Source organism: Micromonospora ureilytica (assembly GCF_015751765.1).
Lineage (GTDB): Bacteria > Actinomycetota > Actinomycetes > Mycobacteriales > Micromonosporaceae > Micromonospora > Micromonospora ureilytica.
This window is the reverse complement of record NZ_JADOTX010000001.1, coordinates 1830472-1849683: the sequence shown is the minus strand read 5'-3', so window position 1 is coordinate 1849683 and position 19212 is coordinate 1830472. Positions and strand designations below refer to the sequence as shown.

Sequence of the window (19212 nt, the reverse complement as noted above, 5' to 3'; positions counted from 1 at the left end):
GGAGCGCGCGGCAACGCGCTCCGCCCGGGCCGGCGTCGTCAGCTCAGGCCGCTCGCCCACGGGTAGGTCTTGAGGTACGGGTCGGGCGCGACCGGCTTGCCGGAGTTCCACACCTCGGTGATCAGACCGTCCGCGCCGACCTTGCCGATCCGGGCGGTCTTGGAGATGTGCTGGGTCTTGCCGTCGACAGTGACCAGACCCTCCGGCGCGTCGAAGGTGATCCCGTCCGAGGCGGCACGGACCTTCTCCACGTCGAAGGCGCCGGCCTTCTCGACCATCGCCTTCCACAGGTGGACGCCGACGTACGCGGCCTCCATCGGATCGCTTGTCGGCTTGTCCGCGCCGTACTTCGCCTTGTACGCGGCCACGAACTTCGCGTTCGCCGCGCCCGGGGTGGTCTGGTAGTAGTTCCAGGCCGTCAGTTGGCCCTCCAGGTACTGGGTGCCGATGCCCTTGACCTCTTCCTCGGCGATCGACACCGACACCACAGGCATCGCGGCGGCGGTCAGACCCGCCGACTTGTATTCCTTGAAGAAGGCCACGTTGCTGTCACCGTTGAGCGTGTTGAACACCGCGTCCGCGCCGGACGATTTGACCTTGTTGACGATGGTGCCGAACTCGGTGGACCCGAGCGGCGCGTAATCCTCGCCCAGCACGGTCATCCCGTTCGCGGTCGCGTACGCCTTGATGATTTTGTTGGCGGTCCGCGGAAAAACGTAGTCGCTGCCGACCAGATAGACCGACTTCGCGCCCTGCGACTTGAGGTAGTCGAGCCCGGGAACGATCTGCTGGTTGGTCGTGGCCCCGGTGTAGAAGATGTAGGGCGACTGCTCCAGACCCTCGTACTGCACCGGGTAGAACAGCAACGCCTTGTTCTTCTCGAACACCGGCTTGACCGCCTTGCGGCTGGCCGACGTCCAACAGCCGAAGACGGCCGCCACCCGGTCCTCGGAGATGAGCTTCTCAGCCTTCTCCGCGAAGGTCGGCCAGTCCGAGCCGCCGTCCTCACCGACCGGCTGGATTTTCTTGCCGAGGACACCGCCGGCCGCGTTGATCTCCTCGATGGCGAGCATGATGGAGTCGCGGACCGTGACCTCGCTGATCGCCATGGTGCCGGAGAGCGAGTTGAGCAGGCCCACCTTGACGGTGTCGCCGGAGACGTCGGCGGTGACGCCGGTCGCGGCGCCCGCGTCGGTGGTCTTGCTGCCGCACGCGGTCATCGCGGCCGCGGCGACCAGGGTCATGGCACCCGCCAGGATGCGGCGGCCCCGGAATAATGACATCTACTCTCCCTGCGGTGCACTCAAGTGGCATAAGGACGGTCGGTGCGGTCCGATGGAGCTGGCGTGGGCGATGCCGAGGTCGACGGGTGGACGCCGCGCAGGGCACCGGATCGGATATGGGCACCGAAAGCGTCGACCGGCATGATTGCGTGTGTGTTTCCCGGTCCTTAATTGACTGTTTCCGAGGGTGCCGTCGGGCGGGCACGAAAAACGGCCGGCACCGTTGGGAGGAAACGGTGCCGGCCGTTCGGAAAGATGCGAGACAAGGGCCGCCACAATGGTCGACGAAAGAATCCGCCGACGGTGGGCACACAATCGTGACATCTGACGCCGTGGCCAGATACTTCACGCAGGAAGCATCTTAGGACGGGATCGGGTGGCGCTGTCAAGGGCCCGACGGGCCGGCTGTCGGCGCTGCTTCAGAGTTGGGCGAGCACTGTGAAGTCCAAGCCGTCCGCCTCGGCCAGGTAGATGCGCTGACGCACGTGCCTCTGACGCAGCCGCAACCGCCCACGCGGCCCGTGGTAGGCGACCGTGTCAGCGGCCGTCTCGATGGCCCGTACGTCGAGGGTGCGGGCCTGGCCGATCAGAGCGGCGAGCAGCATGACGCCCTCGTAGCAGGACTCCCCCAGGCTGCCCAACGGCGGCGCCTCGACCCCGAAACGCCTGGCGAACTCGCCGTGGAAGTCGAGATTCTCCTGGGTCACCAGCCCGGCGAAGAAACCCGCAGTGCTGTACAGCCTCCGGGTCGCGCCGGCACCGCTGGCCAGCAGCATGTTCTCGTCCATCAGGGTGCTCAGCCGCAGGCAGCGCTGATCCAGGCCGGACCGGGCGAACGCGCGGTTGAACCGCACCGCGTCGGCACCGACCAGCAGCATCAACACCGCGTCGGCGTCACTGTGCTCGATGCGGCGCAACACCTCGGTGAAGTCGTGCGCGTCCAACGGCAGGAAGTGCCGGCCCACCACCTGCCCACCGCCGCGCAACGCGTACCGCTGAGCCGCCCGCGAGGTACGGCGCGGCCACACGTAGTCGTTGCCCACCACGAACCAGCGACGCACCCCCTGCTCCCCGGCGAGCAGCCGCATCGCGGGCCACAGCTGGGCATCCGGCGTCTCGCTGGTCAGGAAGACCCCTTCGGTGCGTTCGCCGCCCTCGTAGAGTGCGGTGTAGACGTACGGCACCCGGTGCGCCACGCGGGGCGCCAACGCCTGGCGCACCGAGGAGATGTGCCACCCCGTCACCCCCTGCACGGCCCCCACCGACACCAACGCCTCGACCTCGGCGGCCACCTCGGCCGGCGGTGCGCCACCGTCGACCGGCACCAGCCGCACCTCCCGGCCCAGCACACCACCGCACCGATTGATCTCCTCCACCGCGAGTTGCGCGCAGAGCTCGCACGTGGGGCCGAACATGCCGGCCGGCCCGCGCATCGGGTAGACCAGCGCGATGCTGACCACGGCACGGTCGACGGTCAGCCACGGCGGTGCCGGCGCGGACATGAGCACATGATTGCCCGGCCCACGACGGAAGACCAGCGCTCACCACTGACCGGGACGACTCGCTACCATGACAGGGCCACCGGACCAGGGAGTTTCATGTCAGACGTGCCCGGGGCGCCAGCCGACCTGCTGCGCTCGCTCACCCGCGCCGAACGGCTGCTCTCCCGCCGGCTGGGCGCCGTTCTGGCCGACGACGCGTTGAGCATCGAGGCGTGGCGGGTGCTCTGCCTGCTCGCCGACGGCCAGGGTCACCCGATGAGCGAGGTGTCCGTTGAGGCGTCGCTGCCACCGGGCACCCTCACCAAGCTGGTCGACCAACTCGTCGACCGCAACCTCGTCTTCCGCCGGATCGATCCGATCGACCGCCGACGAATTCGGGCGTACCTGACCGTGCGGGGCCGCCGCGAGCACGCCCGCCTGGACGAACGGGTCCGGGCCAGCATCGCCGAGCTGGGCATCACGGATATGGGCATCACGGAGATGGGCGTCGCGGAGACCAGCGAGCCGGGCACGCCCCCGGCCGCCAACCTCGTACGCCAGCTCGACGACCTGATCGGCCGCCTCGACCCGGCCCGGCAACGAGTGCACGCCGACGCGGCCGGCCCACACCGCTGACCCCTTCCCCGCGTTCGGTACGGCCTTGAGCGCGGCCCGACCTCCCACCCCCACATGGCAGAGAGCGTGATGTCTGTGAGTCATCGTGATGACTCAGAGACATCACGCTCTCTGGAGTGTCCTCCGGCCGGCACCGTCGTGCGCTGCACCAACCTGGCCTCGGGAACGCGGCCCGGTAGCGGCTCCTCAGACCGTTAGGTGGGCGCGCAGGGTGTGCGCATCGGGGGCGGTGGCGGTCCACAGTGTCGCCGGGCCGCCGGCCAACGGCAGCCGGGCGACACTGCCCTCGACCGTCGGAGGTTCGGCGGGCCGCGACGGGTCGACCACCAGCAGCGACCCGGTGGCCGGGGCGCCGCCGAGCACAGCCGGGCCGGCCCAGCCCGGCGCCTGCGGCCCCACCGCGAGGGACTGGCGCAGCAGTGGTCGACAGGCGTAGTCGACCTGGGTGTGCACCACGGCGCCGCCGGGGGCCTCGCCGTACCTGCCGCAGATCAGCTCGTCGCGCCACCGCAGGCTCGCACCGGCGGCCAGGTCGATCCGGGATTCGGCGAGGTGCGCGCAGCCGGCCGCGGCGACCAACTGTTCCGGAAGCCAGTGCAGCGTGGCACCGGCGTGTACCACCGCCCGCACCGCCATCCGGGACACGGCACCCGCGCGACCCGGCAGGGCGATCGACGCGGCGACGCTGTGCACCCGAACCGCCGCGCCCGGACCCACCTCGATCTCCAGGCGGAGATCGTCCCCGGCGAGCGGTCCGGCCGCCCCGCCGACGAGGTGCACCGTGGCGACACCACCGTCGGTCGGGGTCTGGCGCAGCAGCAACGGCGTTTCGCCGTGCAACTCGACCAGGGCCGTGCCGCCCCGATCGTCGACCCGAGCGACCAGCCGGGCGCGCGCTCGCATCAGGCCGTGCCGGCCGGCACGGCGAGCGGGTGCAGTGCGGCGTGGTGGGCCAACTCGTGCCGGATCCACTCCGCGACCGACGTCGCCGTGGGGTCTCCCACGATGGACAGGAAGAGGGTCGGAAGGTCGCCGCGCCGGGCCCGCGCGTCACGATCCATGACGGCGAGGTCGGCACCCACCATCGGCGCCAGGTCGGTCTTGTTGATCACGAGAAGGTCGGCGGCGGTGACCCCTGGCCCGCCCTTGCGGGGCACCTTGTCCCCACCCGCCACGTCGACCACGAAGATCTGCCGGTCGACCAGCCCTCGACTGAAGGTCGCGGTCAGGTTGTCCCCACCGCTCTCCACGAGGACCAGGTCCAGCGGCCCGACCGCATCGGCCAGTTCGTCGATGGCGTCCAGATTGGCGCCGATGTCGTCGCGGATCGCTGTGTGCGGGCAGCAACCGGTCTCGACCGCGCGAATCCGGGTCGGGTCCAGCACTCCGGCCCGGCGGAGAAAGTCGGCGTCCTCGGTCGTGTAGATGTCGTTCGTCACCACGCCGAGCCGCAGCTCGTCGGCGAAGGCACGGCAGAGCGCGGCCACCAGGGCCGTCTTGCCGGACCCGACCGGGCCGCCGATGCCGACCCGCAGGGCACGGCCGGCGCGCGCCAACGGCGGATGCGGGTCCACCCCCGGCTCCGGGTGGGTGTGCGGAACGGTCTCGTCGTGGGGTGGGGTGGCCGGCGGCGGCGTGGTCGGTTCGACGGCGGGTACAGCGCTCGGCACAACGGCGTCAGGACGCAAAGAGACGCACCTCCCAGGTGGCATGGATTTCGGCATGGATGTCGGCGAGTGGAGCGGCGGCGGCCGGCAGCCGCTCCGGTGGGTCGTCGGCGGCCCGCGCCGCGTCGGCGGCCGTGCCGTCGCAGGCGTCGGCCAAGCCGACCAGCAGGGCCTGGACCCGGTACGGGTCGAGGCCGAGCAGACGTACGCCGGCGCTGGCCGCCCCGGTCAGCGTCCCGTACGCGGCGATCGTGGCGGTCTCGCTGCGGGACAGCCCGGCCGCGGCACAGAGCAGCCCGAGCACCAGCGGCTGGTGTGCGCCACCGGGCGTCGCGGGCAGGTCGGCGAACGGGGCGTCCGGCCAGATGGTCCGCCCGGCTCGCAGCAGCGCTCGGCCCTGTCGGCGCGAGACCGCCCGCAACGCCGGGGCGGCGGTACGTGCGTCCAGCTCCGCGTCGAGCCGGGCCAGCGCCCCCGACCGAGCGGCAGACCCGGCCGACGCCCCCGACCGGACGGCAGACCCGGCCGACGCCTCCGACGGTCGGGCGGACCGGGCCGGGTGCGCCGAGCCGACCGTCTCGGGCATTGCCACCCGGTGTGCGGCCGCCGCGAATGCCGCGCCGACCAGACCGGCGGTGGCCAACCGTCCGGCCAGGAACGACTCCAACGAGAGCAGGTCGGTGACCCGACCGGCGGCGACGGCCGCCTCCAGACCACCGGAGTGCGCGTGCGCCCCGGCCGGGAAGCGCCCGTCGGCCAACAGCAACAACAGGCTCGGCGTCGCCATCAGAACAGGAAGTACCGCTGGGCCATCGGCAGCCGGGTCACCGGGTCCGGCTCCACCACCTGCCCGTCGATCCGCACGGTGAAGGTGTCCGGGTCCACCTCGATGCGCGGCATCGCGTTGTTCTCCGGCAGGTCGGCCTTGCCCCGCGACCGCACGTCGTTCACCGGCACCACCCGGCGTCGCACGTCCAGGCGGAGCCCGGCGTCCAGGGCCGCCGGGGCCACGAAGGCCAGGCTCGTGGCCGCCGCCGCCGCGCCGTACGCCCCGAACATCGGCCGGGGCAGCATCGGCTGTGGTGTCGGGATCGAGGCGTTGGCGTCACCCATCTGGGCGTACGCGATCATGCCGCCCTTGATCACCAGTAGCGGCCGGACGCCGAAGAACGCCGGGTCCCAGAGCACCAGGTCGGCGAGCTTGCCCGGCTCGACCGAGCCGATCTCCTGTTCCAGCCCGTTGGCCATCGCCGCGCAGATGGTGTATTTCGCCACGTACCGCCGGGCCCGGTGATTGTCGGCGGCCCCGTCACCCGGCAGCGCGCCGACCCGGTCCTTCATGACGTGGGCGCTCTGCCAGGTTCGCATGATCACCTCGCCGACCCGGCCCATCGCCTGCGCGTCGGAACCGATGATGGAGATCGCGCCGAGGTCGTGCAGCAGGTCCTCGGCGGCCATCGTGGATGGTCGGATCCGGCTCTCGGCGAACGCCAGGTCCTCCGGAACAGAGGGGTTGAGGTGGTGGCAGACCATCAACATGTCCAGGTGCTCGGCCAGGGTGTTGGCGGTGTACGGCCGGGTCGGGTTGGTCGATGACGGCAACACGTTCGGTTCGCTGGCCACCGTGATGATGTCCGGCGCGTGCCCGCCCCCTGCTCCCTCGGTGTGGTACGAGTGGATCGCCCGCCCACCGATCGCCCGCAGGGTGTCGGCGACGAAGCCTGCCTCGTTGAGTGTGTCGGTGTGGATCGACACCTGGACCCCTGACGCGTCCGCCACCCGCAGGCAGGCGTCGATCGCGGCCGGGGTGGTGCCCCAGTCCTCGTGCAGCTTGAATCCGCCCGCACCGGCCCGCAACTGTTCCCACAGCGCCTCGGTGGAGACGGTGTTGCCCTTGCCGAGCAGCAGCACGTTGACAGGCATCGTGTCCAGCGCCTCGTGCATCCGGGCCAGGTGCCAGGCGTTCGGGGTGACGGTTGTCGCGCGGGTTCCCTCGGCTGGCCCGGTGCCGCCGCCGACCATCGTGGTGATGCCGCTGGCCAGTGCCTCGGTGACGATCTGCGGGCAGATGAAGTGCACGTGGGTGTCGACCGCGCCGGCGGTGAGGATCCGCCCGTTGCCCGCGATCACCTCGGTCGACGGGCCGATGACCAGGTCGGGGTGGACACCGGGCATGGTGTCCGGGTTGCCGGCCCGGCCGAGCGCCACGATGCGCCCGTCGCGCAGCCCCACGTCGGCCTTGACCACGCCCCAGTGGTCGAGCACCACCGCGCCGGTGATGACGGTGTCCAGTGCCCCCTCGGCGCGGGTGGCCCGGGACTGGCCCATCGACTCACGGATCACCTTGCCGCCGCCGAAGACCGCCTCGTCGCCGCCCACGCAGTGGTCGGTCTCCACCTCGATGAGCAGGTTGGTGTCGGCCAGTCGGATCCGGTCACCGGTCGTCGGCCCGTACAGGTCGATGTAGCGGTCCCTCCGCACGGCGCTCACCGCGACGACCCGTCGGCCGCGACCGCGTGCGGCGGCGGGTCCAACGCTCCCGCGCACTCTGCGCGCAGGCCCGGCACGATCCGCGCGCCGCCGAGCGGAACGAGGTCGACGGTGCGGCTGATGCCCGGCTCGAACCGGACCGAGGTGCCCGCCGGAACGGCGAGCCGCTGCCCCCACGCCGCGCCCCGGTCGAACGACAGCGCCGGGTTGGCTTCGGCGAAGTGGTAGTGCGAGCCGACCTGCACCGGGCGGTCGGCGGTGTTGACCACGAGCAGCGTGGTCAACGGACGCCCCACGTTGATCTCGACCGGGTCGGCCGCCGGCAGGATCTCCCCGGGGATCACGGGATCGGGTGGTGCACCGTCACCAGCTTGGTGCCATCCGGGAACGTCGCCTCCACCTGCACCTCCCTCAGCAGCTCGGGGATGCCGTCCTGGACGTCGTCGCGGCCGAGCACCGTCCGGCCGGCCGACATCAGGTCGACCACCGACCGCCCGTCGCGGGCCCCTTCGAGGAGGAACGCGGTGATCACCGCGACGGCTTCGGGGTAGTTGAGGCGCAGGCCGCGTTCGCGGCGGGCGCGGGCGACATCGGCCGCGACGTGGACGAGCAGGCGGTCCTGCTCGTGCGGGCTGAGGAACACGGGGCTCTCCCGGTGGGTCGGCGTGCCCCGGCTCGCCGTCGGCTCCACGCGGAGCCGCCCGGGGCAGCAAGACCCGGGCACGAGCTGGGAGTCACACGACCGCCGGGTCACCGCCGACGGGGCGCTCCGGGATTCCACCATCCCGGCCCGCGCGACGGGCAACCGGCGGTGTCGGGTCGGATGCGGACCGCACCGCCCACCGCTGAGCAGACCGTAGAGGATCGCCACCGACCGAGGCAACAGTCCACTGGGGATCGCGCCGGTCCCCCGCCGGCTACCGGTACGGCGGCGGGCAGGGGATGATCACCGGATGACGGCGACGAGGGGTACGCGCGCACTGCTCGGTGTTCTGTTCCTGGCGGCGGCCACGGTCGGGGCGTGGATCCTCTGGCTGGGCTGGGACACCCGGTACACGGTCGACGCGCAGACCGGCGCGAGCAGCGGCCCGTACGAGCCGTGGCAGGTGATCGGTTGTGTGCTGACGCTCGTGCTGCTGGCCGCGCTCGCCGGGACGCGGCTCAGCCCGTGGCTGGTGGCGCCGGTGATGACTGTGGCGTTCACGGCGGTCTGGTCGTGGCGGGCCGCGGGGACCGACGACAGCGGGTTGTGGGTGGTCGGGGGGATTCTGGTGCTGGTCGGGATGGCGGCCGGCAGCACTGTGGTGAGCCTCGCCGGGCGGCGGGTCGGCCAGCGGTTCGCCGGCCGATCCGCCTAGGGACGACCCATCGCCACGTGGGTGCCGAAATGCTACGAAGGAAAGATGCCTGACCTGACCAGCTCCCGTGATGCCACGTCCCTCACGACCCCGCGGCTGCTGTTGCGCGGCTTGCGAAGCGATGACCTGGACGGGTTCGCCGCGGTCAACGCGCAGCCCGAGGTGATGCGCTACATCCATGACGGCCGTACCCTGGACCGGGCCGCGACCGCGGAGCGTCTGGCCATCTATCAGCGGCAGTGGGACGAGCACGGCTTCGGCCTGTACGCGGTGGAGATCAGAGAGACCGGCGAGCTGGCCGGTTTCACCGGACTGGCGGTGCCGACCTTCCTGCCCGAGATCATGCCGGCTGTGGAGATCGGCTGGCGGCTCGGCCGCGCGTACTGGGGTCGGGGCCTGGCCACCGAGGCGGCCCAGGCCGTTGTCGCCCACACCCGTGCCGAGCTCGACCTGCGGCGGCTGGTCAGCATCCACGTCGTCGGCAACGAGGCGTCCGCGCGGGTGATGGTCAAGCTCGGCATGTCGCTGGAGCGCGAGACCGTGCAGCCGGACACCGGCCGCCAGGTCCGGGTCTACGCGATGGACCTGTAGGCGGCCGTGGCGTCGGTTGCCGCGCGAGGTTGGTGACGCTGATCCGGGCGTGACCATCCATCGTGGAAACGTGTGATGTGTGATCTCATGTGGTGGTGATCACTCCGACTCCCCTCATGCGTCTGGTGGCCGGTGTGTGGGGGTTCAAGACCCTCGCGGTCGGCGTCGAGCTGGGCCTCTTCACCCGGTTGGCCGGCGGGCGGACGATGACCGTCGAGCAAGCCTCCGCCGAGTTCGGGCTGCCCGACCGGCCCGCGGACCTGCTGCTGGCCGCCAGTGCGTCGCTCGGCCTGCTGGAGAAGTCCGGCGACGGTTACCGCAACACGGAGTTGGCCGAGCAGTTCCTGGTCGAGGGCCGCCCGTACTACTTCGGGGCGCAGGTCCGCTACTCGGACCTGCGCACCTACCTGCCCTGGCACCGCATCGGCGAGGCCCTGCGCACGGATCGGCCGTTGACCTGGGACCCGGAGTCCCAACAGTCGATGTTCGACACCGCCGACCCGGCCATGCTGGCGCAGTTCTGGGACGCGATGTTCTCCACGTCCAGCTTCACCGCCAGCGCGTTGGCCGACGCGTACGACTTCTCGGCGCATCGCCGGTTGCTCGACGTGGGCGGCGGGGCGGGCGCGTTCCCGATCGAGTTCTGCCGCCGCCTGCCCGAGTTGCGGGCGACAGTCCTGGATCTGCCGCACGTCTGCGTCCGGGCCCGGGAGCGGATCGCCGAGGCCCGCCTGACCGGGCGGATCGAGGCGGTGAGCGGCGACTTCCTTGCCGATCCGGCGCTGCCGGACGGGCACGACGTCATCCTGCTCAGCATGATCCTGCACGACTGGGACGAGCCGACGAACCGGGAGTTGCTGGCCCGGTGCCACGCGGCGTTGCCGCCCGGAGGGGCGATCGTCGTCTGTGAACTGCTGCTCAACGACGAGCGCACCGGACCGCCGGAGGCGGCCCTGATGGGGATGAACATGCTTGTCGAGACCGAGGGCGGCCGGAACTACTCAGGCGCCGAGTACACGGCCTGGCTCACCGACGCCGGCTTCGTCGACGTCCACACGGTGCCGTTCGACGCCCCCGGCGCCAACGGCGCGGTGGTGGCCCGCCGGGCCTGACCGACGACGACACCCGGCCCCGGTGTGAACCGTGGGCCGGGTGTCGCGGCGCCTCACGGCGCTGGCGTCCGATCGGCTACCGGTACGGGTCAGGCGCGAGCCTTGGCCGGCTGCTTCATGAAGTCCATGACCGCCTTGTTGACCTCGTCGGCGTGGGTCCACGGGATACCGTGCGGCGCACCCTTGAGCGTGATGAGATTGGCGGTCGGCATCATCGGCCCGAGCCGCTGACCGGTCACCGGGTAGGGCAGCACCCGGTCCTGGTCACCCTGCACGATCAACACCGGAATGTTGATCTTCGGCAGGTCCTGGCGGAAGTCTTCCTGCCAGGCGTTCACGCTGTCATGGGTGGCCTTGCCGGAGGCCATCGCGCCGATCTGCCAGTGCGCCCGGTACGCCTCCTCGCTGACCCGCTTGCCCATGTTCTGGTCCGGGTTGAAGAACGCGTCGCAGAAGGACGTCAGGTAGGCGAACCGGTCCTTGATGATGGCGTCCTGGAAACCCTTGAACAGGTTCAGGTCGACGCCTTCCGGGTTGTCCTTGGCCTTGGCCAGCATCGGTTGCAGCGGGCTGAGCAACACGGCCCGGCTCACACGCCGCGAGCCGTAGTTGCCCAGGTACCGGACCACTTCGCCGGTGCCCATCGAGTGACCGATCAGTGTCACCTCGTTCAGGTCCAGTTCGGTCATCAGCACGTCCAGGTCTGCGGCGAACGTGTTGTAGTCGTACCCGAACGCTGGCTGGGCGGAGTTGCCGTTACCGCGCCGGTCGTAGGTGATCGTCCGGTATCCGGCGTTGAGCAGCGCGGTTGTTTCCTTCTCCCAGGTCGCCCCGTTGAACGGGAAACCGTGGATCAACACCACCGGCTTACCGGAACCGTGGTCCTCGTAGTACAGGTCGATGGGCGCGGAGTTTTCCGTACCCACGGTGATGAAAGGCATGTTTGTCTCCTGCTCCGGTCTCGGGCTGTCGGACGCCCCGCGCTTTCCCGTCGGGTCGCCGGATATGCGGGCCGTCAGATCGGCCCGAAGGCACGGACAGGGGTGTCCTTATCGGGCCGCGACGGCCTAGCCTCGGAGGGTGAGCCTTCCGCCCCGATTGCGGGCCGTCAGCGATCTACACGTCGGGCACCCGCAGAACCGCGCGTTCGTCCAGGATTTGTACCCGGAGAACGACGGCGACTGGCTGCTCGTCGCCGGTGACGTCGCCGACCGGTACGCCGACATCGAGTGGGCGCTCGGGCTGCTGAGCAGCCGGTTCGCGCGCGTCGTCTGGGCGCCGGGCAACCACGAGCTGTGGACGCCGCCGGGGGACCCGGTCACGCTGCGCGGCGAGGAGCGCTACCGCGAGCTGGTCCGGCTGTGCCGACGGCTGGGGGTGGTCACCCCGGAGGATCCGTACCCGGTGTGGGACGGCGACGGCGGCCCGGCCACCATCGCCCCGCTCTTCGTGCTCTACGACTACACGTTCCGGGTGCCCGAGGCCCGCACCCAGGAGGAGTCGCTGGCCCTGGCGTACGCCGCCGGGGTGGTCTGCACCGACGAGGCGCTGCTACACCCCGACCCGTACCCGAGTCGGGAGGCGTGGTGCGCGGCCCGGATCACCGAGACCGAGCGCCGGCTGGCCGAACGCGACCCGGCGCTGCCGACGGTGCTGGTCAACCACTACCCGCTGGTGCGGGAACCCACCGACATCCTGCGGTACCCGCTGTTCGCCCAATGGTGCGGCACTGTCCGGACCAGCGACTGGCACCTGCGCTTCGACGCCGCCACCATGGTTTACGGGCACCTGCACATCCCCCGCACCACATTCCACGACGGGGTGCGTTTCGAGGAGGTCTCCCTCGGCTACCCCCGCGAGTGGCAGCGCCGAGGGCCGGTGCCCAACCCGGTGCGCACCATCCACCCCGCGGACGACAGGCGCCGACGCGCGACCGTCAACGGGTGAGGCCGTCAGGATTTCCGCAGCGGCCGGAACGCGGCCCGCACCTCGGCGGAGAAGAGTTCCGGCTCCTCCCACGCCGCGAAGTGCCCGCCGCGGTCGGCCTCGTTGAAGTACGCGATGCCGGGGTAGACCGCCTCGGCCCAGCTACGCGGAGCGGCCCATATCTCGCCGGGGAACGTGGTGAAGCCAACCGGAACCGTGACCGGCGGCGGAGCCTGACCGGCCGCCTGAGCCGCGGCTAGAAACCGCCCCTGCTCCCAGTACCACCGGGCGGACGAAGCACCGGTGCCCGTAAACCAGTACAGCGTGATGTTGTCGAGGATGCTGTCCCGGGTGAGACCGCCGGCCGGATCACCGTCGAGGAACGCGCGGGAGATCTTGTAGTAGCTGTCCGTGTCGTGGTCGAGCATCCAGGCCGCCATCCCGACAGGCGAGTCCAGCAGCGAATAGCCGACCGTCTGCGGCCGGGTGGACTGCTCCAGGAAGTAGCCGAAACCGTCCATCGAGAACAGCTTGAGCGCGTCGAGCGCGGCGCGTTCCTGCTCGGAACTCGCCGGCAACTTGTCCTTGATGCCGACCGCCCCGGCGAGCAGGTTGACGTGGATGCCGAGCAGCCCCTCTGGTGCTTGACGCCCCATGGCGTCCGTGACGGCCGCGCCGACGTCGCCGCCCTGTGCGACGTAGCGCGAATACCCGAGGCGGTCCATGAGTTTCGCCCACGCCTGTGCCATCCGCGCGGCATCCCAGCCGAGGTCGGTCGGCTCGCCGGAGAAGCCGTAGCCCGGCAACGACGGCAGCACCAGGTGGAACGCGTCCTCGGGCGTGCCGCCGTGCGCCGTCGGGTCGGTCAGCGGGCCGACGGCCCCGAGCAACTCGACGACCGAGCCCGGCCAGCCGTGCGTCATGATCAGCGGCAGGGCGCTCTCATGCTGCGATCGCACGTGGATGAAGTGAATCTCGACGCCATCGATGTTCGTCGTGTACTGCGGCAGCGCATTCAGCTTCGTCTCGCACGCACGCCAGTCGTAATCGCTTATCCAGTAGCGGGCCAACTCCTGGATCGTCGCCAGCTGCACCCCCTGCGAGCGATCGGTGACCAACTCGCGCGTGGGCCATCGGGTAGCCGCGATCCGGCGACGCAGATCGGCGATCGCGTCCTCCGGTGTGTCGAGCCGGAAGGGACGAACTTCGTTGTCGTCGGACATCTTCCCCACCTCGCCACGTCGAGCCGGCACGTGCCGACGCACCGGCGGTGCCGGCACTCGCCCAGTCTCACAGCGGGCCGGCGCCACCCGGGCCGAAACGCGAATCGCCGGCCCACCCGCCCAGATCTTGCAGTTTCGGTCGCCGAAATGCGCCGAACACCCCCGACGCCGAGTCAATCGGCGCAAGATCGCAAATCGGCTAGCCCCGTCTTCCGCACAACGGCGGTGCCGGAGAGGTCGCCCAAGTGGTCGCGGCGATGACCGAGTTTACGAAGATGACCGCACCACGGGACTTCCTGCTGATCGGCGACTCCAAATGGTGTCCTACGGCAACGTGTCGGCGATGATCGAGGCCGGTGTCGGGTTCATCGCCCCCGCGTCCGCTCTATCCGCACGCCGCCAAGACAAGGCAGAGCAGTTCGCCCTCGTCGTCGACGATCTCGTAGCCGGTGACGTACTCCGAGTCGTGCACGGGGAAGACGAGGGCGTTGGCACCGGTCTCCCGGTCCACCACGACGTTCGTCCAGTTGTCCTTGCGGTGGCGTGGCCCTTTGGCCAGGATGCCGTCCCGTGCGTCACGGACGAACGAGGACGCGTCGCCCACGTGCGGGAGCGAGCGACGCATGGCCTCTTCACCCCACAAGACGGCGAAGTCCTCGATCAGGTGGACGTCGTGGTAGCCCGCGACGTCCCAGTTTGCCCTCTCGATCCGATAGGGCTCGGTCAGTGGGATCACGACCATGGTGACGGTGTGCCAGAACGCCTCGGGGTCCTCGTCTTGCGGGGGAAAGGCGCAGGTTCCCGCGTACACCGGGTGAGTACCCGCCGGGAGTTGATGACTGAACCCTCCTTCAGTGAGCCATGGGGTCTCCCAGGTGATCGGACCGTCCACCACGACGAGATCACCGGCGTGGTCGAACCACGTGGGCCTGACCAGCATGGAGTACGCCGGCGGAGCTGGCGCGTACTTGTCGACCAGGCGCCACAACAGTTCTTCCACCTTCACGGGTCGTGTCCTCCTGGATGATCGCCATCCCGTCGCATCCGGCTCTCCGCGCAGCAAGCGATCATCGTCCTCACCTCGGCGTCGCAGGCCATCCAACGACCACATTCACCAAAATGACCCTGCCTAGGTCAGCGCGACAGTCATCGGACGAGATGGACAGCTAGTTCGATATCTCACAAATCAAAGCATCTCGCCACCGGCGATGAATATACAAGCCCGATCAGTTAATTCAAGCTCCTGCTTGATCGGGGGCTCTGCCAGGGTGTTCGGTTGTGGACCAGCATGGACGACATTGGGCTCGGTATGTCGCGGCGAGTATCGAGAAGCAGCTGGGCGCGTTGCCGGTGATCGCCGATTACTGTCGCCGTCTGGATCTGGCGGGGAACATCGACCGGACCTGTCCGATTCGCGATATATCGGACCTGACCCATGGACAGGTGATCGAAACGCTGGTCGCGAACCGGTTGACCTCGCCGGCGCCGCTGGTCCGGGTGGCCGGCTGGGCAGACATGCACGCGGTGGAGGAGGTCTTCGGTATCGATCCCGCGCTGCTCAACGACGACCGGATCGGCCGCGCGCTGGACGCGATCGCCCCCGAACTCGACCACATCGTCGGATCCGTTGGCGCGCAGGCAATCTCAGTGTTCGGGCTGGACACGTCCCGGCTGCATTGGGACATGACCTCGATCTCGCTGTTCGGGGCCTACGACCACGCCGACGCCGACCACCCGGCACCGAAATTCGGGCATCCCAAAGACCGCCGCCTGGACCTGAAGCAGATCCAGGCCGGGCTGGCGGTCACCGGCGACGGCGGGATACCGGTCTTCCATCGGACCTACGACGGCGGAGCCGGTGAGGTCGCCCAAGTCGTCGGCGCGATGACCGAACTGCAGAAGATGGCCACTCCACGGGACTTCCTGCTTATCGGGGACTCCAAACTGGTGTCATACGGCAATGTCTCGGCGATGATCGACGCCGGTGCCGGGTTCATCGCCCCCGCGTCCAAGGCCTACACACCGGCCGTGACACTGGCCGCGCTGGACCTCCACACGGCCACCGAGGTGGACTACGTCGCGCAGGGCGACGCGGGCGCACCCGTCGCCGAACGTGGCAGGTGGCGGGTCACCGAGGACACCATGACCCTGACCGGGAAACGCAAGCGTGACCCGATACTCACGCTGCGGCGGGTGTTCGTGCACTCCACCGCCCGAGCACACGCCGCGGCCACCGCGCGGACCCGCAAACTCGACCGCGCCACCGGCGACCTGGGGCGCCTGCAAGGCGGCCTGGGGTCCAGGCACTACCCCGACGAGAACACGGTGACCATCCGGATCGCCGCGATCGCCTCCGCCCGCCGGGTCACCGCCTACCTGCGCACCCAGGCCGGTATCAATCCCGCCACCGGCAAACCCACCCTCACGTGGTGATTCGACCAGGCCGCACTGGACGCCGAGACCGCCACCGACGGCCGGTACGCCCTGCTGACCAACCTGCCCGCCGACGTCACCCCGGCCGAGATCCTGCAACGTTACAAAGGACAGGAAGTCGTGGAACGCCGCTACAACACCATCAAAGGCCCCCGGGCTGTCGCGCCGATGTTCCTGAAGAACAACCGGCGCATCGCCGCCCTCATCACCGTGATCTGCCTCGCGCTGCTGATCTTCTGCCTGATCGAACGGCAAGTCCGCCTGGTGATCGCCCCGCACATCAAACTCGACGGCCTCTACGCGGGCAGACCCGCCAAACCCACCGGACGGCTGATCTTCGAGGCGCTGGCCCGACTCCGCCTCATCCCCGCCGTCAACGGGCAGCCACCAGGGATTCCTCAACCACCACCACTCCAAGCCCGGCTGCTGGACCTACTCGGTGTCGACCCCACCCGGCCACGATGATCAAATAACTCCCCACTCGACGATCACCCCGAGTTGATCAATCCCCATGTGCGGAATGCCCGACTAGCCCGTGGTAGCGCGGGCGGCGGTGTCGATGAAGTCTGCGACAGGGCCGGGTTGCGAGACTGCCACGGCGTGAGACGCGTCGATCTCGATAGTGGTGGACCCTGCCCTTTGGGCCATGAAGCGTTGCAGGTCCGGCGGAATGCCCAGGTCCTGGGTGCTGACCAGGGTCCACGACGGGATGGACTTCCAGGCCACCTTGGTCACGGACCCGGTCTGGGCGCTTTCAGTGGGCGGCCGCTGCGTGACCGCCATCAGCGCGGCCACATCGGGGGCGACGTCGGCAGCGAACACTGCGTGGAACTTCTCCTCCTCGATGTACTGCTCCATGGCCGGGCTGCCGTCGGCGAGACGACAGGGAACCATCCTGATTGCAGTACCGAGCTGACTTCCGGGATATTTCATCGTCAAGGCGAGCACACTTTCGCCGACGTCCGGGCTGATGCTGGCGACGTACACCAAAGCCTTCACGTTGGCGGCACCATCCGCGGCCTCGGTCATCACCGCCCCGCCGTACGAGTGAGCGGCCATCACGACCGGACCGTCCACGGTGTCGACAATCGAGCGAATATAAGTGGCGTCTTCCTGCACTCCGCGCAGCGGGTTGGCGAGTGCCATGACCGGATAGCCTCGACGCTTGAGGTTGGCGATCACGCCATTCCAGCTCGACGAGTCGGCGAACGCCCCATGGACGAGCACAACAGTGGGCAGCCCTGCCTTCTGACCGGACGTGTCAGGAGTAGCGCTCATTCGGCATCACCTTCCGGAAAGACACACTTCCGCTGGACAGTGGGAGCACGACGGCAATCGGCAGAAACGTTCGACGGGACGTCTGGATGGCTCCGCGCGGCGATCCGAATTCCGGCCTCCCGGTGCGTACAGCACCAGTATTCAGCAGGGGACGTGACTTCCGTCAGCGATTCAAGAGACGGGCGAATCCTCACAAGGTTGCAGGACTGGAGATCCGTCATCAACGGGTGAGGCCGACCACCGCGGCCAGTCGCGCCACACCGGCCGGCGCCGGCTGCGCACGGGCAACATCGGCGATCACGGTACGCGCCAACGGCCGGCACCGAACCTCAGCCGGCGCGACACTGTCCGCGTCGACAAGTGCGCGAGCAGCCCCACGCAGGTCACCAACCTTGCGGTATGCCGTCGCGGCGTCGACCAGGTACGCGCCCCGATACTCAGCCGGCAACCGCCGCCACCCCTCCCGCCGAACCACCGTCGAGTGCATTTGCAGCGCCTCGACGGCGTCACCCCGCTGCGCCACCACCAGCACCCGCGCCAACTCGACGACGACCGGCCCGAAGCTGGTGCGGTGCGGATCGTCGTACCCCCTCAGGCTGGCCGCGACGCCCGCGGCCCGCTCGGTCAGCTCCTCGGCCCGTCGGCTCTCACCGCAGCCGGCAGCGGCCAGGGCCGCCTGCACCAGCAGCGTCCCACCCACCGTCCACTCCCCCGCCGGCCGCCGCCGCGCGGGCGCACCCTCGCCCTCGCTCCGGCCCTCGCTTCGTTGATCATGAGGTTGACGGGCGGTTTGATCTCCACGAAGCCCGCCAACCTCATGATCAACCGGGTGGGAGGGCGCCGGGAGGATGCGGTTCGCGGCGGTTTCGGCCGCTGTTAGGGCTAGGCGGTCGCGGTTCGACGCGCGGAGCGCCTGGGCCACCGAGATGGCCGCCGTTGCCACCAGGATCGGGTCGTCGGCGGCGGCGGACATCGCCCGGTCGGCGGTCAGCCAGCCGAGGTCGGCCTCGCCGAGCTTGACCAGCAGCGACGAGGTGATCCGGTACGTCTGCACCAGCAGTTCCGGTGTCCGGGCGCCCTGGGCGGCGTCGAGCAGACCCGGCAGGACTCGCACCAACTGGCCGTAGTGCGCATGCTGGTAGCTCAACCAGGCGTACCCGACCTGCCTTCTTAGCTCGTCGGTCTGCTCTGGGGCTTGCGAGGTGTCGTAGCGGGCGAGAGCGGCCCGGATGTCGTCCACCCCGTCCGGCGTGCCCGCCGAGGTGCTGCGCTGCTGGCCGAGCAGCACCTCCGGGTCGACCCGCAGGACGTGGGCCAACTCCTGGATCACCGAGTACCGGTCCAGGGCGCGCACACCCCGCTCCACCTTGTCCACCCAACTCTTCGACCTGCGCAGCCGATCCGCGAGCATCTGTTGCGTCATCGACCGCCGCACCCGCCACCGCGCCACCCGCCGACCGATCGGCACGTCATCGCTGCTCACGCCGCCACCGCCGGTCCGGGACCGCGCGGGTCGTGTCGTTCACGGGTACGCGCTCCGCCGCCGCCTGGGCCAGGAGACGCTGCTTGGCAGCCTCCCGCTCGACCGCCTCACATTGCTCGCCGCTGCTCGCCGGCTCGTCGCCTTGCATGCCCACCTCCATCAGCCGGTGCCGACGCTTGGACTGCACCGGCACCTAGAACTCCTGCAACCAGCGAAGCCGTCTGCCGAGCGACGGGCCAGATGGCAAGCAA

Annotated in this window: 21 protein-coding genes; 7 read left to right on the top strand and 14 right to left on the bottom strand. The window is 69.7% G+C overall.

Annotated elements, in window-relative coordinates; translation table 11 throughout:
• Positions 1–38: 38 nt before the first annotated feature.
• Both urtA and IW248_RS08070 read right to left on the bottom strand, forming a co-directional pair.
• Entirely contained in the window at positions 39–1283 is a 1245-nt protein-coding gene (gene urtA, locus IW248_RS08075; RefSeq protein ID WP_196926392.1) for an urea ABC transporter substrate-binding protein, read from the bottom strand.
• 419 nt (positions 1284–1702) lie between these two features.
• Positions 1703–2785 carry a substrate-binding domain-containing protein gene (locus tag IW248_RS08070; protein ID WP_196926391.1) on the bottom strand — a complete coding sequence of 361 codons (1083 nt, stop codon included), beginning with the start codon at positions 2783–2785 and terminating at the stop codon, positions 1703–1705.
• A gap of 96 nt (positions 2786–2881) precedes the next feature.
• Here IW248_RS08070 and IW248_RS08065 point away from each other — a divergent pair, with 96 nt between their 5' ends.
• Entirely contained in the window at positions 2882–3400 is a 519-nt protein-coding gene (locus tag IW248_RS08065) for a MarR family winged helix-turn-helix transcriptional regulator (RefSeq protein WP_196926390.1), read from the top strand.
• Positions 3401–3586: 186 nt separating this feature from the next.
• Here the strand turns inward: IW248_RS08065 and IW248_RS08060 are convergent, their stop codons facing one another.
• From IW248_RS08060 to IW248_RS08035, 6 genes are read right to left on the bottom strand one after another with little or no spacing between them, the layout of a single operon-like run.
• Positions 3587–4303: an urease accessory protein UreD gene (locus tag IW248_RS08060; protein ID WP_196926389.1), complete on the bottom strand. Its 717-nt coding sequence runs from the start codon at positions 4301–4303 to the stop codon at positions 3587–3589.
• A complete protein-coding gene (gene ureG, locus IW248_RS08055) occupies positions 4303–5088 on the bottom strand; it encodes an urease accessory protein UreG (protein WP_231396227.1) in 786 nt (261 codons plus the stop codon). Before ureG ends, IW248_RS08060 begins: the two co-directional genes overlap by 1 nt.
• Positions 5078–5854: an urease accessory protein UreF gene (locus tag IW248_RS08050; RefSeq protein WP_196926388.1), complete on the bottom strand. Its 777-nt coding sequence runs from the start codon at positions 5852–5854 to the stop codon at positions 5078–5080. Before IW248_RS08050 ends, ureG begins: the two co-directional genes overlap by 11 nt.
• Positions 5854–7557, bottom strand: coding sequence for an urease subunit alpha (locus IW248_RS08045; protein ID WP_124822189.1), 1704 nt, complete (start codon positions 7555–7557; stop codon positions 5854–5856). Before IW248_RS08045 ends, IW248_RS08050 begins: the two co-directional genes overlap by 1 nt.
• Positions 7554–7901, bottom strand: coding sequence for an urease subunit beta (locus tag IW248_RS08040; protein WP_196926387.1), 348 nt, complete (start codon positions 7899–7901; stop codon positions 7554–7556). Before IW248_RS08040 ends, IW248_RS08045 begins: the two co-directional genes overlap by 4 nt.
• Positions 7898–8200, bottom strand: a complete 303-nt coding sequence (locus IW248_RS08035; protein ID WP_091398934.1) for an urease subunit gamma — start codon at positions 8198–8200, stop codon at positions 7898–7900. The genes IW248_RS08040 and IW248_RS08035 overlap by 4 nt, the downstream gene beginning before the upstream one ends.
• Positions 8201–8510: 310 nt before the next feature.
• Here IW248_RS08035 and IW248_RS08030 point away from each other — a divergent pair, with 310 nt between their 5' ends.
• The 3 genes from IW248_RS08030 to IW248_RS08020 all read left to right on the top strand — a co-directional run bounded on the left by IW248_RS08030 (position 8511) and on the right by IW248_RS08020 (position 10618).
• Positions 8511–8915, top strand: coding sequence for a hypothetical protein (locus tag IW248_RS08030; protein WP_196926386.1), 405 nt, complete (start codon positions 8511–8513; stop codon positions 8913–8915).
• Between the two features lie 45 nt (positions 8916–8960).
• Positions 8961–9506, top strand: a complete 546-nt coding sequence (locus tag IW248_RS08025) for a GNAT family N-acetyltransferase (RefSeq protein ID WP_196926385.1) — start codon at positions 8961–8963, stop codon at positions 9504–9506.
• 95 nt (positions 9507–9601) lie between these two features.
• A complete protein-coding gene (locus IW248_RS08020) occupies positions 9602–10618 on the top strand; it encodes a methyltransferase (RefSeq protein ID WP_196926384.1) in 1017 nt (338 codons plus the stop codon).
• A gap of 89 nt (positions 10619–10707) precedes the next feature.
• On the opposite strand, the gene IW248_RS08015 is transcribed toward IW248_RS08020, so the two are convergent.
• Positions 10708–11559, bottom strand: coding sequence for an alpha/beta fold hydrolase (locus IW248_RS08015; protein ID WP_196926383.1), 852 nt, complete (start codon positions 11557–11559; stop codon positions 10708–10710).
• A 139-nt stretch (positions 11560–11698) separates the two neighbouring features.
• On the opposite strand from IW248_RS08015, the gene IW248_RS08010 reads away from it, so the two are divergent.
• The gene (locus IW248_RS08010; RefSeq protein WP_196926382.1) at positions 11699–12565 is read left to right on the top strand and encodes a metallophosphoesterase family protein; all 867 of its coding nucleotides are present in this window, start codon (positions 11699–11701) and stop codon (positions 12563–12565) included.
• A gap of 5 nt (positions 12566–12570) precedes the next feature.
• Here IW248_RS08010 and IW248_RS08005 read toward each other — a convergent pair whose 3' ends face one another.
• Together IW248_RS08005 and IW248_RS08000 are read right to left on the bottom strand one after the other, a co-directional pair.
• Positions 12571–13767: an epoxide hydrolase family protein gene (locus IW248_RS08005; RefSeq protein WP_196926381.1), complete on the bottom strand. Its 1197-nt coding sequence runs from the start codon at positions 13765–13767 to the stop codon at positions 12571–12573.
• Between the two features lie 385 nt (positions 13768–14152).
• The gene (locus IW248_RS08000; protein ID WP_196926380.1) at positions 14153–14773 is read right to left on the bottom strand and encodes a hypothetical protein; all 621 of its coding nucleotides are present in this window, start codon (positions 14771–14773) and stop codon (positions 14153–14155) included.
• 272 nt (positions 14774–15045) lie between these two features.
• Between IW248_RS08000 and IW248_RS07995 the strand changes: the two genes are divergently transcribed.
• Complete coding sequence (locus IW248_RS07995; protein WP_196926379.1) at positions 15046–16200, top strand: IS1634 family transposase; 1155 nt, start codon at positions 15046–15048, stop codon at positions 16198–16200.
• A gap of 120 nt (positions 16201–16320) precedes the next feature.
• Positions 16321–16665, top strand: coding sequence for a hypothetical protein (locus IW248_RS07990; RefSeq protein WP_196926378.1), 345 nt, complete (start codon positions 16321–16323; stop codon positions 16663–16665).
• Positions 16666–16728: 63 nt separating this feature from the next.
• On the opposite strand, the gene IW248_RS07985 is transcribed toward IW248_RS07990, so the two are convergent.
• The 3 genes from IW248_RS07985 to IW248_RS07975 form a co-directional block, all read right to left on the bottom strand.
• Positions 16729–17478 (bottom strand): alpha/beta hydrolase, encoded by a 750-nt coding sequence (locus tag IW248_RS07985; protein WP_196926377.1) that lies wholly within the window; start codon positions 17476–17478, stop codon positions 16729–16731.
• Between the two features lie 220 nt (positions 17479–17698).
• Entirely contained in the window at positions 17699–18961 is a 1263-nt protein-coding gene (locus tag IW248_RS07980; protein WP_196926376.1) for a helix-turn-helix domain-containing protein, read from the bottom strand.
• Complete coding sequence (locus IW248_RS07975) at positions 18948–19154, bottom strand: hypothetical protein (protein WP_196930467.1); 207 nt, start codon at positions 19152–19154, stop codon at positions 18948–18950. The genes IW248_RS07980 and IW248_RS07975 overlap by 14 nt, the downstream gene beginning before the upstream one ends.
• Between the last annotated feature and the right edge of the window lie 58 nt (positions 19155–19212).

Excerpts from the sequence above, each read along its gene's own strand:
- urtA (WP_196926392.1), bottom strand. The coding sequence starts at position 1,283 with ATGTCATTATTCCGGGGCCGCCGCATCCTGGCGGGTGCCATGACCCTG.
- IW248_RS08070 (WP_196926391.1), bottom strand. The coding sequence starts at position 2,785 with ATGTCCGCGCCGGCACCGCCGTGGCTGACCGTCGACCGTGCCGTGGTC.
- IW248_RS08065 (WP_196926390.1), top strand. The coding sequence starts at position 2,882 with ATGTCAGACGTGCCCGGGGCGCCAGCCGACCTGCTGCGCTCGCTCACC.
- IW248_RS08060 (WP_196926389.1), bottom strand. The coding sequence starts at position 4,303 with ATGCGAGCGCGCGCCCGGCTGGTCGCTCGGGTCGACGATCGGGGCGGC.
- IW248_RS08050 (WP_196926388.1), bottom strand. The coding sequence starts at position 5,854 with ATGGCGACGCCGAGCCTGTTGTTGCTGTTGGCCGACGGGCGCTTCCCG.
- IW248_RS08030 (WP_196926386.1), top strand. The coding sequence starts at position 8,511 with ATGACGGCGACGAGGGGTACGCGCGCACTGCTCGGTGTTCTGTTCCTG.
- IW248_RS08025 (WP_196926385.1), top strand. The coding sequence starts at position 8,961 with ATGCCTGACCTGACCAGCTCCCGTGATGCCACGTCCCTCACGACCCCG.
- IW248_RS08015 (WP_196926383.1), bottom strand. The coding sequence starts at position 11,559 with ATGCCTTTCATCACCGTGGGTACGGAAAACTCCGCGCCCATCGACCTG.
- IW248_RS08005 (WP_196926381.1), bottom strand. The coding sequence starts at position 13,767 with ATGTCCGACGACAACGAAGTTCGTCCCTTCCGGCTCGACACACCGGAG.
- IW248_RS07985 (WP_196926377.1), bottom strand. The coding sequence starts at position 17,478 with ATGAGCGCTACTCCTGACACGTCCGGTCAGAAGGCAGGGCTGCCCACT.